Source organism: Butyricimonas sp. BSD2780061689_150309_C8, from assembly GCF_015560935.1.
Lineage (GTDB): Bacteria > Bacteroidota > Bacteroidia > Bacteroidales > Marinifilaceae > Butyricimonas > Butyricimonas paravirosa.
Genome location: NZ_JADMSV010000010.1, coordinates 107,056 through 124,155 on the forward strand (window position 1 = coordinate 107,056; position 17,100 = coordinate 124,155).

The window sequence follows — 17,100 nt, forward strand, 5'->3', positions numbered from 1 at the left end:
GAAATATACATGAGATATTAAGGAGAGTACGGCACAACATTTCTACAAGTCACTGGCAATAACGAGGGGGGTAACATCCCCTTCCACGGGGGTATCCATCCCCGTTACCTGATGATTGAGTGATTATTAGGTGACAATTAGGCGCTATCGCCGCCTACTCGCCCGCTTATCGCCCGATCATAGCCGCCATTTTAACAGATGACAATTAAAAATAACATGATTGAAAACCCCGTCCTATAGCCCCGTAACAAGGCCATATACAAGCAAGAACAAGATTTCAGGCCATTAGATCCCGAAGAAAACCACTGGATTAGGGATAATCTCACTTATTCCGTTACCGCATCATAGACACCTGACCAGGAAAATCCCCAATAAGCGTTTGTCTCGGTAGGCCATATACTGAGTGGTATGTAAGTTGCAATCCCGCTAAATTTTTCCTCCGGTATTGATATATAATAAAATGGATTCGTTACATTTTTATAGATAACAACCTGATTATCCAAAAAATCACGATACTCCTTGTAAAGTCCTTCTCTTCCCTCAGTCATATACTTCATATATTCTCCCAAGTCAAAAAATCTATCATACTTGGAGTATTCCACCATAGGATAACAATAAACAGCTTTCTGATATATATCAGCCACGTAATCCTTCTTCCCTTGCAAGATCTCACGAGTAAGATCAAATAAATGCTCCATCCCATCCATCTTTATTAAAGCAATCGTACCAAACCGATTAGTGGCATTATACGTGTTATAATAATCCCAAAATTCATCACATACTTTCACCAAATCCTTTTCCAAATTCTTCCCCTTCCCCCAGAAATAAGGCATCACCCGGTTATAAGGGAAACCCGGTGCCGGAAGTTCAGCCGGAGAGGCAATCACGTATTTAGCCTTGTCCCGCAAATCATAAAGCACTTCAATGGAAGACATCAGACAAGCATCGAACAGGATAAATTCCAGATTCTCCTTATTGAAAGGAATTGCCTTTGCCATATCTCGTGTATCCATTTGGCTTGGCCCGGTATAGTCCGTGCCGAAACTCCGGGTCAGCACCGGCTCTGCATATAACATCCGATTACTCCGACCAAATCCCCCTGAAGGAATCCACCCTGAAGCATGTGAACCAAGAATTAAACCATACGAATCTGATGGGTATAAATCCTGCATCTCATTCAATATCTTTTTCAGAACTTCCGGATCCGCAGAATCCATCTCCTCATACGTTTTTAGTACTTGTTTCTCCACCTCTTTTCCTTTAAATCGGAACGTGTAAAGCTCCGGTGCAGCATTGGGAGCATCAAAATAGATCACGATATTCGCGTTATAACTCTTCTTCCAAGCGGACATCATGGAACTGATATTCTTTTGCATATGCCCCGAAAGATTATTATCTCCTGCCAAGTAAACCATCAACGTCCTTGTCTTCTGTGGTTCCACGTTATCTTTCTCGCAGGACACGAGGAAAAAGAAAAGAATCACACCGATATATTGAATAATTCGCATAACTTCCTTACAATAATTACATAAACTTGTGCAAGATAGTAAAAATCACTGATATATTCCCATTTTATCAAGCCTTTCTTTCATGGTTGACAAAATCATACACGGAAAAAACGGGACAGTTTCAGTTCGTGAAACTTTTCGTTACTTCGTTCTGTTTTTAGTGATCGCCCGAATCCGACTCAGATGTTCCGAGGAAATCCCCAAGAAAGACGCAATATGCTGCAACTGCACCCGCCGCAGTATCTCCGGTTTTTCCCGCAATAACTGTATATACCTATCGGCTGCAGGTTCCGAGAGGTTGGCAATCAGATGGTGTTCTGTCCTCACAAATTCCCGCTCAATCAATCGCCTTGCCCAGTTACAAATAACAATATCGTTACAATACAAATCCTGTAAATCCTTCCCACTCACCCGGTAGAGTTCCGAATCTTCCAAAAGCACCATAGTCTCGTAACCTTTCTCCCCGTACACGTATCCCCTGGCAGATATAATCACATCTCCCTCCTGTCCGAACCAGATCGTGACCTCCCGGCCATCAGCCTCAACAAATGCCCTCGCGATCCCCCGCTTGATAAAGTAGATATTTCTCTCCAACTTCTCGTTGTTGAACAAAACATACCCTTTCGGGTAACTCACTTCCGTCAGGTAGGGTTTCAAGCGTTCCAACACGTTTTCATCAATCATACAAGATACTATTATTATAAAAACAAATATACAGACTTCTTGATAATTATCAAGTATTTTCCCTCCCGGTCGCCCTAACTTTGTCCCGTAACACTTAATAAATACAACTATGCAATGGATTTTACTGGTATGTGCCGGATTATTGGAAATCGGCTGGCCCCTCGGCTTTAAACTTGCCGGATTACACGAGAAATACTTCTACCACTTCATCGCCCTTTCCGTGGTCTCTATGGGGCTGAGCGGATTCCTGCTCTATCTGGCACAAAAGAGCATCCCCATCGGCACGGCATACGTCATCTGGACCGGAATCGGTGCAGTCGGTACCGTGCTATTGGGAATTTTCTTTTTCCATGACTTGACGAACATATATCGTCTCCTTTTCGTGTTCCTGATCCTGACGGGAGTTGTCGGGCTGAAACTAGTGCATTAATTAAATAGATAACACCTTCATGAAACAGTTCTTACAATCGAATTCAAGCCGGAACCGTCCCAAATTGTTGGAAAGATACAACGGAAATTTCAACGCCTTATCCTTCCCCGTCTTACGGCACATCCCCAGCTCGAACAACAGGCAATAGCGGGTAGTCATTACTTCCCGGCCACTCCGCCTGTTTTCCTTCTCGAATCCCGGTTCAACCGTCTCCACACCATGCTCCCGATAGAACTCTGTCGCGAGACGGTTCACCACATTCAGCCGCCAGTCGGCACTCCCGGTATACTTCACATCCCGGTTCAAAGGCTCCTGCACCCACCTCTCCCGTTGCTCCTCCCGTTCCCGACTCAAGGCATCCAGCAATTGCCGACGATAGCCATTCACCACGGAAGAAGGAATGAAAAGCACCGTTTCATCGTGATATTCCACCTCGCAACAATCGTACTCCGTATCCCCGCTTTTCCGCAATTGCCCCACCACACGTTCCATCTGCACAGGATTCGTGGCCACCTCGAACGTCTCGTCACTCCGTACCATCACAGAAACCCCATTCTCGTCCGTGGCTACCAATACCAGCCGGGCATCCTCCGCATACACGTCAACCTTCACTTTAATCTTCCGCACAGAAGTCCCTTTAGCAAGACGTGTTACAAACTCGTGGTCATAATTCCGGTACAACAACGTTCCCGGTTTCACGTTCAATCTCTCGTTACAAGTCAGACGATTTCCCTCGGCCGTGTTCACCTTCACACCCCGCAATTCCCGGCCATCAAAGTAACACAACCCATCAGCGTTATGCACGGGTTCCAGCAACTCCACCCACATCTGATTTCCCTTCACTTGCTTCACCATAGCCACCTTCTTCCCCATCGACTTCGGGGAATCCATGTTCACCATACCCGTTTTCCTCTGCACGAAGAAGTAGTCCGTGTATCCCCGGTTAAAACTCCGCTCAGGATCGGCCTCGAAACCGGTCTTCACGTATCCGGCACCCACTCGTGCCAAATCCTCATTACGAGCCACAATTTCATCCAGACGACCGGAATAATAATTCGTGACATTTGCCACATAATCCGCCTCCTTCAACCGTCCCTCGATCTTGAAAGAATCAATGCCTACTTCAACCAACTCCGACAAATGAGCCGATAAGTTCAAATCCTTCAGCGAAAGTACATACTTATCCTTCAGCACCACCTTTCCCGCATCATCCTCCACCGTCCACTGCATCCGGCAGGCTTGGGCACACTCGCCCCGGTTAGCCGATCGTTTCGTCAAGTAATGTGACATATAGCATTGTCCGCTTAAACTGACACACAAGGCCCCGTGAACGAAATACTCCAGCTCGGCTTTCACTTCCCGGCGAATCTCCCGTAATTGTTCCAGTGACAATTCCCGCGCCAACACGATACGTTGGAACCCTAACCGATCGAGAAACTTGATACGCTCCAGATCATAATTATGCATCTGTGTGCTGGCGTGCAACGCTATCGGTGGCAAATCCAACTTCAGTATGGCCGGGTCCTGCACGATAATAGCATCCACACCGATCCGGTACAGGCTGTGAATCAATCGTTCTACCTCCGGCAACTCCTCGTCATAAAGAATCGTGTTCAGCGTGACAAATACCCGGCAATAAAACCGATGTGCATAGCATACGGCCTTCTCAATGTCCTCCAGACTGTTCCCTACCGCTTTCCGGGCACCGAAAGCCGGACCGCCGATATACACAGCATCCGCACCGTTATTGATAGCGGCAATCGCCACATCAACATTCTTTGCCGGGGAAAGTAGTTCCACTCTTCTCATCTTCTACCCTCCAACGCACTGACATCCACGTCCGGATAATCGGTTCCGTGTACCACGGGAACCTCAATCAACGCTGTCGACGGGAAATATTGTTCCAAGTAATGTTTGAATATCGTAATCGAATCATTCGTGATCCACTCACTATCATTCGGGAAACGATTGTACACGAGACACGCCACCTTAATTCCCCGCATACGGCAAAGCTCTAGGCTCATCAGCGTGTGGTTAATACTTCCCAGTTTGGAAGACGCCACGAGAATCAAAGGATAATCATGCTCCTGAATATAATCTATCGTGAAATAATCCCTAGTAACAGGCACGTACAGTCCCCCGGCTCCCTCCAGCAACACCATATCGTACAAAGCATCCAGTTTACGGGTTGAAACCGTAATCCGCTCCATGTCCAGCGTCACCTTATCAATCTCCGCCGCCAAATGAGGCGAGGCCGGATACGTCATCACGTAAGGACACGTCGTCCCGTCCTTATCCACAGGTTGCGGTTCGATTCCCATAATCTCCCGGTGTTTCAGAATATCCTCTGATATACCGACCCATCCCGTCTGTATAAACTTCTGGGTAATCACGTTTACCCCTCTCTTTCTCAAAGAGCGAGCCAGTAACCCGGTCACCACCGACTTTCCGGCATCTGTATCTATTCCACTTACAAAATATACCACCTTATTGATTTTAGATTTAATGATTTTAGATCCTACTAATTTCTTGATTTAGTGATTTCCGATTTAGTGATTCCCACCCTCTACGCGACGCTCTTTTTAATCACCTAATCATTGAATCGGCAATCACTGAATCTTTCCACTCTCCACTTTTAGTTTTTAGCTTTTAACTTTTAGCTTCATTTCCTCCTGCACACAAAATAAAGCGGATGGTAAGTTAGGGCAACCTTTCCGTCAATGGCAAAGCGGGCGTTATAGTCCTTGATAAAGGCATCCACCCGTCCTTTCGTCCAGATTGTCGAATCACCCGAAACATTCACCCCCGTCTTTTTCAGATGTTGGAGTACCGCTAACGGGGTATCAAATTCAAGCATATGAAATTCTTCCTCTATCAATTCGATTTCGAAGTAAGGTTTCAGCATCTTTTCCAGTTCTTCCTTATTCCGATAATCAAGCCCGCCCCCCGTGGTCAGTCGAATTTCACGCAAGTTAAATTTCCCAAAGGTACTGAACACCAACACTCCCCTTTGCTCCAATCGCTTGGATAATTTCTTGAACGTTTCTTCCGGAGTCGTAAACCACTGAAAAGTGGACGCAGAAGCAATCAGATCAAAACTAAGGGGCAAAAACAACTTCTCCACATCCCCCGGGAAACAATGCTTCAGCGGCACATGATTAACCGTCGCCGCGTGATAACACAACTCCTCCACCAGATCGTTCAAGTACAACCCGTCACTCGGAAAAGTTCGTTGCAGTTGCGAGGTCAACAAACCCGTACCGCAACCGATCTCCAATATCTTCTCCGGCACACGCTCCACGGATGACAAAATCATGGGAACCATCCGATCAACGACCATTTTCTGCACTCGCGCATTGTCATTGTAACTGACCCGACTCCGCCTAAAACGCTGTTCTACCTCTTCTTTATTTATTTCCATATCTTTTCCCAATTATCTAACACGTAAAACGGGTAATGTCCCCCCGGTAGCGTAATAATCTCGACACGATTCCCCCACCAATTCCGTTGATTTTCCACCGGGAAGATAACATCCTCCTCGGAAACATAGACCCGGTCCCAGTGCATTTCGGGCATTTCCCGTGCCGACTGCTCCCGGATAAGTCGCAATTCGTCCCTTTGCTCATCAATAGCCCTGCAAGGCCTGTTTTCCTCGAAACGTTCCATTTCTTCCTTCCCGGAAAGCATACGGGCAAAGAACTTGTCTCTTCCTTGTTCGGTCATACCTCGTTCCGTCAGCAAATATATCTTAGGATGAATCCCGTAATGCTCATCCACCGGGCGTTCTGTCCCGTTGATAGCCACCCGGCAGGAAACAGGAATATTCCAACGGCTCAATAACACCGATGCTGCCCACACACCCATCGACCAAGCCACGACCCGGACACTCTCGTACCCCTCAACCTCCGGTGCATCCTCCCCGGAAATATCCCGGTAATCGTAGAACAAAAGCAAATCACCCATCCTCCTCACGTGTTGCACAGTACGTTCATCCATACCCCAACCGCAAAAAAATAACGTGAGCACCCGGTTTCCCTCTTTAGTAATCCATTTCCTTTTCATAATACTTAATTGGGTTCATAAAGTTCGTAAGGTTTATAAAGTTCATAAAGTGACGGGTGTCCTTCGGACAATATTTACCGGCAGCCCCAGCTGCCCAACAAAGCGCCCCGCAGGGGTCCACTACTTTATAAACCTTATAAACTTTATGAACTCATAAACTAACCTCTATAAACTCCATCAAACAATCATAATCCTCCTCCGGAATCGCTGCATTCAACGAGAACCGGATACGAGCCTCGTTCTTCGGCACGGTCGGGTATCTCACAGGCAACACGAAAAAACCGTTATCTTGGAACAACTCGGACATATAAACACTATTCTCGTTACTTCCACACAAGAAAGGCACGATATGAGAATCTCCCCGGGTCTCGAATCCCCGGTTTGCCAGTGTCGCTCGCAGTCGTTCGGCGATGCCTGTCAGTTTCATGCGATAAGAGTAAAAATCCGGCATCCGGTTAAGGATAAAACGTGTCCATGCCACGTTTACCGGAGGCAATGCCGTGGTGAAAATCAAACTGCGCTGCGTGTTCACCAAGAAATCCCGAAACATCTCGTCACAAACCACGAAAGCCCCGTAAGATGCAAATGCCTTCCCGAAAGTACCTACGATAAAATCAATATCATCCATGCAGCCCTGCTCCTCGCAACATCCCAGCCCGTTCGTACCTCGAACCCCGACAGCGTGCGCCTCATCCACGTACAGGAACGTATCGTATTCCCTCTTCAGATCACACAACTCCTGCAAGTCTGCCACGTCGCCATCCATGCTGAAGATTGACTCCGTCACGATAAACACGTTCTCGTACTCCTCCCGATGATTAAACAGGATTTCCCGTAAATGCTCGTAATCTAAATGACGGTAACGCAACATCTCGGCCTCGCTCAACCGCAAGCCGTCGATAATACTGGCGTGTACCAGCTTATCTGCCACGATCAAGTCCCGTTTCCCTGCTAATGCGGGTAATATTCCGATATTTGCATGATAACCGGAATTTAACACCAAGGCGGCCTCCTTCCCGTACAAATCGCTCAAATCATTCTCCAACAGGCCATAATACTCGTGATTTCCCGATAGCAAGCGGGATGACACGGCACTATACGACAACAATTTCACGTCCGTCTCCTTACGAAAATCCTCGTATAACGCCGGGTTCGACGCCAACCCCAAATAATCGTTTGACGAGAGATTCAACATCTCCCGTCCGTTATAATGTATCAGGAAACCGTTATGCTGCACGTCTCGCAGCACCCGGTAATTCCCTGATTCCTTTATCTTGTTCAGTTTATTAATATATCGTTCTTTATTCATAGTGTTTTGCCTTCGGCAATGTTACAAGTTAGCAAGTTACAAGTCCTTGCATTTTCAATTACTTCAAGTACGAAATCACGTGCAACAAGGCGGATGTCAGCCTTTGCAGTTCCCAATCACGGATGATGAAAGGCGGCATGACATACACCAGCTTACCGAACGGACGCACCCACACGCCCTCTTTCACGAAAGCGGCTTGAATCAGCCCCATGTTCACGGGTTCCTTCATCTCCACCACGCCGATAGCGCCCAACACCCGCACGTCCGCCACGTTCGGGAATTCCCGAGCCGGGGCAAGCTCTCTTTCCAACTGGTCTTGAATATGCCCGATCATGTTTGTCAAATCGTAACTCCTGATCAGATCCAACGAGGCATTTGCCGCAGCACAAGCCAGCGGATTACCCATGAAGGTAGGACCGTGCATGAACACACCGGGATCTTTCGCGCAAATCTGGGTAGCTACTCTCTCCGTCGCCATCGTGGCAGCAAAACTCATGTACCCGCCCGTAATCGCTTTCCCTACACACATGATGTCCGGCACGATACCCGCATGATCCACTCCCCACATCTTACCCGTGCGCCCGAAACCGGTGGCGATCTCGTCACAAACCAGCAACACGTCGTAATCGTTACACAACTCCCGCACCTGCCACAAATAATCCGCCGAGTAAAACCACATACCCCCGGCTCCCTGCACAATAGGTTCCAGTATCACGGCAGCAATACGGTTGTGGTTATTCCGCAGGCTTTGTTTCAGTTCTTCAATATGCTCCGGTAGGCAAGGCTCCCCGTAACGGGCTTCCGGTCGGTGAATAAAATACTGCATGGGCAGTGATCCCCGGAATATATTATGCATCCCCGTCACGGGGTCACACACGGACATGGCATTCCACGTATCCCCGTGGTATCCCTTCGTGATCGTCAGAAAATGGCGTTTATCGTCTCTCCCGGCAGCGTACCAATATTGTAGGGCCATCTTCATCGCCACTTCCACGGCCACCGAGCCGGAATCACAATAGAATACCTTGTCTATCCCATCGGGGGCCAATTCCACCAGTTTCTCCGCCAGTTCCACCGCAGGACGATGTGTCAGCCCTCCGAACATGACGTGTGACATACTCTTTAATTGCTCTTCAATAGCAGCGTTAATAGCCGGGTGATTATACCCGTGTACCACGCACCACCACGAGGACATTCCGTCAATCAGACGTGTTCCGTCCTCCAGTTCAATATACACACCTTCTGCCCTCTTCACCGGGTAAACCGGAAGTGGGTTAACCGTTGACGTGTAGGGATGCCACAAATGCTCCCTGTCAAACTTCAATAATTCTGCCGTGTCCACTTTATAAAGTTAAAAGTTATAAGTTAAAAACTAAAAGTTAAAGATTATCTTCTGTCGTAAAGCCTAGTCTTTTCACCTTCTCCATATCCTCTATCACCTTCGAGCCGATCGTGGTCAGAAGATCACCCACGATAGCCGAGTTAATCCCAGCCCGGATAGCATCTTCCTCGATATGAGCGATCAGCGCCCGTCCCCCGGCAAAGCGCAGGAAGGCATCAGGATGGATGAAACGGAAAACAGCCACCGTCGTCAGCACCTCCTCGTCCGCGAGTGGTGCCGCTCCTTCCAGCGGGGTACCCGGAATCGGGTTCAGCACGTTCATCGGGATAGATTTCACGCCCAACTCCCGTACCGTCAGCGCCAAGTCCACGCGATCTTCCATCGTCTCGCCCATGCCGATGATACCCCCGGAACACACTTCCATCCCCAGCTCAAGCGCATGGCGGATCGTCTCGATCTTCTCATCCGTCGTGTGGGACGTGCAAAGAGCAGAGAAATAGCGGCGGGACGTTTCCAAGTTACAATGATAGCGGGTTATACCCGCATCTTTCAGTCTTTTCAATTGCTCTCTCGTCAGTAACCCCATGGAAGCGCAAAGGTTAATCTTCATCTCCTGCTTGATCTTCACGGCATACTCGCACAACTTGTCAATATTCTTATCCGACAAGGAACGCCCGCTCGTGACGAACGAAAACTTGTTCACCCCGTACTTGGCATTCAGCCGAGCCAGCTCCATGCAGCTCTCCTCGTCAATCAGCTCGTACTCCTGCACGTGCGTTTTGAACACGGCCGACTGCGCACACCACTTACAATTCTCGGAACAACGTCCCGAACGGGCGTTCACGATCGAGCAAGTGTCAAAATACCGCCCGGCAAAACGATCCCGAATAGCCCCGGCCGCCTCGTACAAAGCCTTCTTATCTTCCACCCGTGACAAGGCCAACGCCTCTTCCCGAGTAACCTGTCCCCCCTCTTCCACCTTTCGCTTTAATTCCTCTATAATATTTTCTTCTTTCATTTCCTGTTTCCTGTTAAAAAATAAAAAAGGTACCCTGTCCAAGGACAGGAATACCTTCAAATTTCAAATTATGATAAGAATTAATGAAGACATCCTCCATACCCGTACGAGTCGGCAATAGCTTGAACCCCGCTCGTTTCACCTTCTCCACATACCCTTCGAACGACCTCTCCAACCGCTCGAACACTTCCGCCAGCATCACGATCACGCCCTTCCTCGACGATTTCTGTAATGACATTTCGCAAATATGAATAGCCAGCCGCCCGATCCGAACATTCCGTCCCAGTGAGGCGAAAATAGCGTATCCTTTCCTGTTCCAACGGGAAAAACACAACATCAAACCGGATCGCATGGCACGTTTATTCATATCAAAATGTTTCCATTACAATAAAACGTCGCAAGTTAATAAAAATCTTTGTTAATTGGAGGAATAAATTCGTGTATTTCTCCCGCGGATAATTCCATGTACTCCGACTCCACGCATGAGCAGGATCATGACAAACTACTCCTAATAAAAATATAAAAAGACCGGGTGACCAATGCCACCCGGGAAATCGCGCATCAATATATAAAAATCCATCTTTTCGTCATAAAAATATGTAGCGCGAAACTTAAGTTCAGGTTAAGTATATTATAATTATCTTTCCTCTTGTAAATCCCCCGGGAGAATATGAAATCCCGGGGGGCCCGTTTTTCGCTTTCGTCATCTCGACGATAGATTTTCATATAACGATTTGTCAAATATACAAATATTTTTACAAAATATAGCTATACGGCTGCATTTTTGTTTATCATTTTCAACCGAATGTCAATTTAAACGATCGTGGCTATGAAACATAAATCGTAAATCCTATCTTATTTTCTCTTGCCATTCCGCCAACAAATCTTTAGCTTTGTACAAAACAAAACATCATGGAAAAAATAGACTTGAATAAAATATACAAGCGGAAAAAGAGTGACCGCGACATTTTCCAGGAACTCATGCCCTTCAAGGTTAAAGAAATCCTGCTCATCGCCAACTACTACGACTCCTACACCATCGAACGGGAAGGACAATTCTCCGGGAAGATATTCGGTGAATATCTCCAACTGAACCTTTTCGCCGCTCCCCGTTTCACCTCCGTGGCAAACGAGGAAGGAGCCTTGCACGAGTTGAAAAAACGCCATTTCGACTTGATCATCATCATGGCAGGATTGGACAAAGAAACCCCCATCCTCACCAGCCGTCACATCAAAGAACTCTACCCCGACATCTGCCAGCTCATGCTGGTCAACAATAACGCGGACCTCTCTTACCTGCTGAGTTCTGAAAAAGAGATCAGCGAATCCATCGAGCGGGTATTCGTGTGGAACGGTTCCACGAAAGTGTTCCTCGCCATGGCCAAATACCTAGAGGACAAGATTAACCTAGAAGCCGATACCAAGCTGGGCGACGTGCGGGTTATCCTCGTCGTCGAGGACTCTGTAAAGTATTATTCCCGCTATTTGCCCCTACTCTACACCGAGATCATGAGCCAGACGCAGGCCATCATCGCCGAGGAACCCTCCAACGACGAGATGGGCGTGATCCTCCGGATGCGGGTGCGCCCGAAACTGATCCTTGTCAGTAACTTCGAGGATGCCGTGGGCATCATCAACAAATATCGCAACAACATTATCGGTGTCATCTCCGACGTCCGCTACGCCCACAACGGCATGGAAGACGAGGACGCCGGGGTCAGTCTCATAAAATACGTGCAGCAACTTGACAACAAGATTCCTTGCCTACTCCAAAGTCACGAAGCCGACAACGAGCGCCGGGCACGGGAAGTGAACGCCCATTTCATCAACAAGAACTCTCTCACGCTAGCACGGGAAATACAGGACTTCATCAAAAACCAACTCGGTTTCGGAGATTTCATCTTCCGGGACCACAATGGAAAGGTCATCGACCGGGCACACAATATCGAGGAATTCCGCCAGAAACTCATGACCATCCCCGATGAATCACTGGAATACCACGCTATTCGCAACGGAATCTCCACATGGCTCATGGCACGAGCCGAAATCAACCTGGCGAAAAAACTACGCCGCTACAGTTTCAGTTACTTCAAAAGCCCGGACGAAATACGCCGTTTCATAGCGAACGTTTTCGAGGCATCGAAACTCAAGAAACTACGGGGACGCATCATCAAGTTCAACCCGAAACTCGTGAACTCCAACCGCTACATCACCCTGCTCGGTGACGGATCGCTCGGTGGCAAGGGGCGAGGATTGGCATTCCTCTCCAACTTCATCGAGAATGTTTACCTCAAGAAACTCATCCCCAACCTACGCGTGGCTATCCCCAAGACAGCCGTTATCGGCGTGGATGAATTCGACAACTTCCTAGAGACCAACAACCTCTACGACGTCATCTTCGAGGACAAAGAATATGATCACGTTCTGGAGGCCTTCCGCACCGCACGCCTCTCCGAAAAGTTGCGTGACAACCTGCGGAAGTACCTTCAGGTCATGACTAAACCGCTAGCCGTGCGTTCCTCCGGACTTTTCGAGGACTCGCTCAATCAACCGTTTGCCGGGGTCTATTCCACCTACCTGCTCCCCAACAACCACCCGGACTTCGAGCGTCGGCTGGAGGATGTCGAGAATGCCATCAAGCTCGTATTCGCCTCCATCTACTCGCCGGAATCCCGGGCATACTTCAACGCTATCGACTACATGATCGAGGAAGAGAAAATGGCCGTAATCATACAGGAAGTCATCGGTAACGAGCATAACGGACGATATTACCCCGAAATCAGCGGCGTGGCCCAATCTTACAACTTTTACCCCTTCTCCTATATCCAACCGGAAGACGGGTTCGCCGTCACTGCCATCGGGTTGGGTGCTTACGTTGTGGGCGGTGAAAAGACGCATCGTTTTAGTCCCGCCTATCCCAAGTTGCAACTGGCCTCCACGCAGGACAAAATCAAGGCATCGCAACGCTACTTCTACGGCGTGAATATGCTCGCACAGGATTACGACCTCTACCGGGACGGGGAAAATGCCGCTATCAAAGCGTATGACATCTCGGAGGCCGAACGTGACGGTACGCTAGAATACACCGCCTCCGTCTATGACTTCATGAACGACCAGATTACCTATGACTTTTCCGTCAAGGGCCCCCGCATCGTGGACTTTTCCAAAATACTCCAGTACGACTATTTCCCGCTGGCACCTACCTTGCAAATCCTGCTGAACATCTTCTCGCAAGCCATGGGATCTCCCGTCGAGATCGAGTTTTCTGTTAATTTCGAAAACGGCACGCCCGTCTTCTACCTCTTGCAGATCAAACCGCTGATCAAAAACGAGTATAACATCGACATCGACGACCTGTCCATCGACCCGACCCACGTGCTGTTAAAGGCTGATAAAGGAATGGGGAACGGAAAATTGCAATACATCCGGGATGTCGTGTACGTCGATCCCGACAAATTTGACCGACTACGTACCGAGGAAATAGCCGAGGAGATCAAACGCCACAACTCGCAGATCGCCCGGGAAGGCGACAAGTACCTGCTCATCGGACCGGGACGCTGGGGTACACGCGATCCGCTCACCGGGATACCCGTACAATGGTCCGACATAGCCAATGCCAAAGTCATCGTGGAGCAAGGACTTCCCGATTTCCCGCTGGATGCCTCCCTAGGCTCACACTTCTTCCATAATGTCACCTCCATGAAAGTGGGTTACTTCGCTATCCCCTTCCAGTCCGCAGATGCCTTCATCAACTTTGACATCCTCCGACAACAAGATGTCATCGAGGAGTTTAAATACTCCCGCCATGTGCGATTCAAGGCTCCACTGACCGTGTGGATGGACGGGAAGAAACAAACGTCGGTGGTTACGTATTAGTCATAAAGGGGCTGTCCAACCGCTAACTTACCGGTTTCGGTACCGACGGTTTCACGGCCTTCTTCCCACTTCGGGCCCGTGGTTCCACCTCGATCTTCGGGCCCGGTAATAACCAAGCGTTTTCCAGCACGGTCCGAACTCTCTTCCTCTGCTCAAGTGTAAAACGATCCAAATAACCAAACTCGTAGTCCATAATATTATCGGCTATGAATACCCTTCCGTTCAACGCCACCCGTTGAATAACTTTCCGGTAATTATCATCACTGTAAGAGAAGGTTTCATCCAGTTCACTCAAAAACGTTTCATACCCATTTACACAATAATCCGGCGTGTCATCACAATAATCCCCAAAATTCCCTTTACCATCCACGAAGGGATGTAACAGTCCCAAGTAATGCCCCATCTCGTGAGCCAAAGTAAACACGTCATAATCGAAAATCACACCCAGCAGCTCGTACCTTGAAAACATATGGGAACGATTCCACGCCACACAATGAACGTGGGCATCGGGTAGATGGTCGGCATACCAATCAGAAAATAAGACACCCGGTAAAACCACACTCTCCGGTAAGTAAGGAAAATGCGCACAGCCTGAAGGAATACTTTTTGAATCGAATATCACAACATTAATATACTCCTTCGGATCCCATATCCAAGCACAATCCCCGAACTTATTACCAACAAAATCAAACATATCCATCGGTAACCCTTCCCGAAACTCACGACGAACTCCCGGCTCCTCCAATAATTGCCCGTTAGGATCGTGAGTTGCCAACACGAATTTCAGGTTCATATCCACCGGGCCATCCCTGTACAACTCGTTTACCCGTTCGAGACAAGACGATAAATAACCAACCGGAACATCATCCTCCGGGACACGATAAAGCACGTGAAAGATCACGGGCAACACGTATTCATACTCTTCCGTGGCAGCCGCCTGTCGTAACTCGATCTCCAACGTTTCCTCCCGGTTACTCAATTCCAGCGACATCCCCCGTTCCTGCCGGGCGATATTTACTCCCACGTCCAGCACCAGCGTATCAACTTTCTCTCCACTCTCCTGCCGTATCTCGCACCACTTTCCCCAGTTCCCGGTAACCACCCATTCCGAACTGCTCCGTACGAGAATTCGCAACTGTTCCCCCTCACTCCCGATCTCGAAGAAAGTCCCGTCGAATACCTTCAATCCTTCCCACTTATCGTCACTACACCCTGAAAACGCCAACACTCCCAGAAATAATAAACATGATAATCCACGATTCAGCCTCATATACTTTACTTTTTATAATATTTCTTCCAGCCGAATCCCCACGCAAAAAACATATCCTCTCGTGACAAAATTAAACAAAATAATCAGAAATCAACTCACACTCCATCCCCGCCACGAGTCGGAGTTCCCAAACCTCCCTTTCAAAGCTATTCCTCGAAATAAAATAATCCAAAATGGCAGTAAATTCTATATATCAGGTTAAAATTATTAATTTTGTCCATGCGTTAAACCAACTAAAATATTTGAAACATGACGATTGAAAATTACATTCAAGCAGGCTTACAGCATTTGGGTATTTACTCGGAAAGTATTTCCGACATCATCTACTTCATGGCCCTGCTTGTGATTATCGGTATCATCAACTGGATTATCCACGTGCTTACCCGCCAATGGCTAGCACGTATCGTACTAAAACTGACCAAACGGACGGCAACGAACTGGGATGATCTCATGCTCGATCAACGATTCTTTAACCGGCTGGGACTTCTCATCGCCCCCATCGTGATACAAATCGTATTCAAGGAATTCGAATGGACTCAATTTGCCTTCCTCATGAAACTGATCAATGTCTGGATCACACTCTCCTTCCTACTCATCGTGTCGAGCATACTGGACGGCATCAACCGGATATACGATAGTTACCCGATGGCCAAAGACCGACCGATCAAGGTGTTCATTCAAGTGATCAAGATATTCTTCTACTGTGCCGCAACCATCATCGTGATCAGCATACTGATCGATAAAGATCCCGTTGCACTACTTGCCGGACTGGGAGCCATCTCCGCTGTCCTCATGCTGGTATTCAAGGATTCTATTCTAGGGTTCGTGGCCGGAATACAGTTAATCTCCAACCGTATGGTAAACATCGGTGACTGGATTGTCATGCCCAGTAGTAATGCAGATGGTGACGTGATCGAGATCAACCTCACCACAGTGAAAGTTCAAAATTGGGACAAAACCATCTCCACGATCCCCACTTACAAGCTCGTTTCCGAGTCATTCACCAACTGGCGGGGAATGCAGGAATCCGGCGGACGACGCATTAAACGATCCGTCAACATCGACATCTATTCCGTGCATTACCTCACGAACGAAGACCTTGAAAACCTTAAACAATCCGCACTGCTCAAAAGTTACATAGAGGGCAAGATGAAGGAACTGAACGAATATAATGCCAGCGTGGAAAACCCGCTTGACAAACGCCGCCTGACCAACATCGGGACTTTCCGGGAATACATGGAGGCGTGGCTTGCCGCCAATCCCAACATTAACCTCGACATGACCCACATGGTACGGCAACTACAACCCACCCCGACGGGCATCCCGTTAGAAATCTATTGTTTCTCGGCACAAAAACAATGGGTAATCTACGAACGGGTACAAGCCGACATTTTCGACCACTTGTTTGCCATTCTCCCACTTTTCAAACTGAAAGTGTTCCAATACCCGACAAACATGGAGTGGATGCAGGAAAACTAAAAGATAAAAACTAAAAGTTGGAAGCCGTGAATGACTTCCAACTTTGGCCATGTGGCCAAAAATAGTTGGTAAATTCTTTATAACGATTTGAATTCCAGAATGATTAATTACCTTAATTGAAA

The 17,100-nt window shown here is 47.9% G+C and carries 14 protein-coding genes; 3 read left to right on the forward strand and 11 right to left on the reverse strand.

Features of this window, described 5'->3' with window-relative positions; all coding sequences use genetic code 11:
- Positions 1 to 326 precede the first annotated feature (326 nt).
- Positions 327 to 1,508 (reverse strand): clostripain-related cysteine peptidase, encoded by a 1,182-nt coding sequence (locus tag I2I33_RS09985; RefSeq protein ID WP_087420127.1) that lies wholly within the window; start codon positions 1,506 to 1,508, stop codon positions 327 to 329.
- Positions 1,509 to 1,649: 141 nt separating this feature from the next.
- Entirely contained in the window at positions 1,650 to 2,192 is a 543-nt protein-coding gene (locus tag I2I33_RS09990) for a Crp/Fnr family transcriptional regulator (protein ID WP_087420126.1), read from the reverse strand.
- Between the two features lie 109 nt (positions 2,193 to 2,301).
- Here I2I33_RS09990 and I2I33_RS09995 point away from each other — a divergent pair, with 109 nt between their 5' ends.
- Complete coding sequence (locus I2I33_RS09995) at positions 2,302 to 2,622, forward strand: DMT family transporter (protein WP_195666800.1); 321 nt, start codon at positions 2,302 to 2,304, stop codon at positions 2,620 to 2,622.
- On the opposite strand, the gene I2I33_RS10000 is transcribed toward I2I33_RS09995, so the two are convergent.
- The 8 genes from I2I33_RS10000 to I2I33_RS10035 all read right to left on the reverse strand — a co-directional run bounded on the left by I2I33_RS10000 (position 2,623) and on the right by I2I33_RS10035 (position 10,720).
- Positions 2,623 to 4,431, reverse strand: coding sequence for a peptidase U32 family protein (locus I2I33_RS10000; RefSeq protein WP_087420124.1), 1,809 nt, complete (start codon positions 4,429 to 4,431; stop codon positions 2,623 to 2,625).
- On the reverse strand, positions 4,428 to 5,117 hold the full coding sequence (bioD, locus tag I2I33_RS10005) for a dethiobiotin synthase (protein ID WP_087420123.1): 690 nt from the start codon (positions 5,115 to 5,117) through the stop codon (positions 4,428 to 4,430). Before bioD ends, I2I33_RS10000 begins: the two co-directional genes overlap by 4 nt.
- 167 nt (positions 5,118 to 5,284) lie before the next feature.
- On the reverse strand, positions 5,285 to 6,043 hold the full coding sequence (bioC, locus tag I2I33_RS10010) for a malonyl-ACP O-methyltransferase BioC (RefSeq protein WP_087420122.1): 759 nt from the start codon (positions 6,041 to 6,043) through the stop codon (positions 5,285 to 5,287).
- The gene (locus tag I2I33_RS10015) at positions 6,034 to 6,684 is read right to left on the reverse strand and encodes a DUF452 family protein (protein WP_087420121.1); all 651 of its coding nucleotides are present in this window, start codon (positions 6,682 to 6,684) and stop codon (positions 6,034 to 6,036) included. Before I2I33_RS10015 ends, bioC begins: the two co-directional genes overlap by 10 nt.
- A 151-nt stretch (positions 6,685 to 6,835) precedes the next feature.
- A complete protein-coding gene (locus I2I33_RS10020; protein ID WP_087420120.1) occupies positions 6,836 to 7,993 on the reverse strand; it encodes an aminotransferase class I/II-fold pyridoxal phosphate-dependent enzyme in 1,158 nt (385 codons plus the stop codon).
- 58 nt (positions 7,994 to 8,051) lie between these two features.
- Positions 8,052 to 9,335, reverse strand: a complete 1,284-nt coding sequence (bioA, locus tag I2I33_RS10025) for an adenosylmethionine--8-amino-7-oxononanoate transaminase (RefSeq protein ID WP_087420119.1) — start codon at positions 9,333 to 9,335, stop codon at positions 8,052 to 8,054.
- A gap of 37 nt (positions 9,336 to 9,372) precedes the next feature.
- Positions 9,373 to 10,353 (reverse strand): biotin synthase BioB, encoded by a 981-nt coding sequence (bioB, locus tag I2I33_RS10030; protein ID WP_229128259.1) that lies wholly within the window; start codon positions 10,351 to 10,353, stop codon positions 9,373 to 9,375.
- 13 nt (positions 10,354 to 10,366) lie between these two features.
- Entirely contained in the window at positions 10,367 to 10,720 is a 354-nt protein-coding gene (locus I2I33_RS10035; protein WP_087420118.1) for a hypothetical protein, read from the reverse strand.
- Positions 10,721 to 11,265: 545 nt separating this feature from the next.
- On the opposite strand from I2I33_RS10035, the gene I2I33_RS10040 reads away from it, so the two are divergent.
- The gene (locus I2I33_RS10040) at positions 11,266 to 14,229 is read left to right on the forward strand and encodes a PEP/pyruvate-binding domain-containing protein (RefSeq protein ID WP_087420117.1); all 2,964 of its coding nucleotides are present in this window, start codon (positions 11,266 to 11,268) and stop codon (positions 14,227 to 14,229) included.
- 22 nt (positions 14,230 to 14,251) lie between these two features.
- Here the strand turns inward: I2I33_RS10040 and I2I33_RS10045 are convergent, their stop codons facing one another.
- Positions 14,252 to 15,499: a M43 family zinc metalloprotease gene (locus tag I2I33_RS10045; RefSeq protein WP_087420116.1), complete on the reverse strand. Its 1,248-nt coding sequence runs from the start codon at positions 15,497 to 15,499 to the stop codon at positions 14,252 to 14,254.
- A gap of 249 nt (positions 15,500 to 15,748) precedes the next feature.
- On the opposite strand from I2I33_RS10045, the gene I2I33_RS10050 reads away from it, so the two are divergent.
- A complete protein-coding gene (locus I2I33_RS10050) occupies positions 15,749 to 16,978 on the forward strand; it encodes a mechanosensitive ion channel family protein (RefSeq protein WP_087420115.1) in 1,230 nt (409 codons plus the stop codon).
- Positions 16,979 to 17,100 lie beyond the last annotated feature (122 nt).

What these genes read in the sequence shown, in the direction of transcription:
- bioB (WP_229128259.1), bottom strand. Translation starts at nt 10,353, where the DNA reads ATGAAAGAAGAAAATATTATAGAGGAATTAAAGCGAAAGGTGGAAGAG.
- I2I33_RS10020 (WP_087420120.1), bottom strand. Translation starts at nt 7,993, where the DNA reads ATGAATAAAGAACGATATATTAATAAACTGAACAAGATAAAGGAATCA.
- I2I33_RS10045 (WP_087420116.1), bottom strand. Translation starts at nt 15,499, where the DNA reads ATGAGGCTGAATCGTGGATTATCATGTTTATTATTTCTGGGAGTGTTG.
- I2I33_RS09995 (WP_195666800.1), top strand. Translation starts at nt 2,302, where the DNA reads ATGCAATGGATTTTACTGGTATGTGCCGGATTATTGGAAATCGGCTGG.
- I2I33_RS10015 (WP_087420121.1), bottom strand. Translation starts at nt 6,684, where the DNA reads ATGAAAAGGAAATGGATTACTAAAGAGGGAAACCGGGTGCTCACGTTA.
- I2I33_RS09990 (WP_087420126.1), bottom strand. Translation starts at nt 2,192, where the DNA reads ATGATTGATGAAAACGTGTTGGAACGCTTGAAACCCTACCTGACGGAA.
- I2I33_RS09985 (WP_087420127.1), bottom strand. Translation starts at nt 1,508, where the DNA reads ATGCGAATTATTCAATATATCGGTGTGATTCTTTTCTTTTTCCTCGTG.
- I2I33_RS10050 (WP_087420115.1), top strand. Translation starts at nt 15,749, where the DNA reads ATGACGATTGAAAATTACATTCAAGCAGGCTTACAGCATTTGGGTATT.
- bioC (WP_087420122.1), bottom strand. Translation starts at nt 6,043, where the DNA reads ATGGAAATAAATAAAGAAGAGGTAGAACAGCGTTTTAGGCGGAGTCGG.
- I2I33_RS10040 (WP_087420117.1), top strand. Translation starts at nt 11,266, where the DNA reads ATGGAAAAAATAGACTTGAATAAAATATACAAGCGGAAAAAGAGTGAC.
- I2I33_RS10000 (WP_087420124.1), bottom strand. Translation starts at nt 4,431, where the DNA reads ATGAGAAGAGTGGAACTACTTTCCCCGGCAAAGAATGTTGATGTGGCG.
- I2I33_RS10035 (WP_087420118.1), bottom strand. Translation starts at nt 10,720, where the DNA reads ATGAATAAACGTGCCATGCGATCCGGTTTGATGTTGTGTTTTTCCCGT.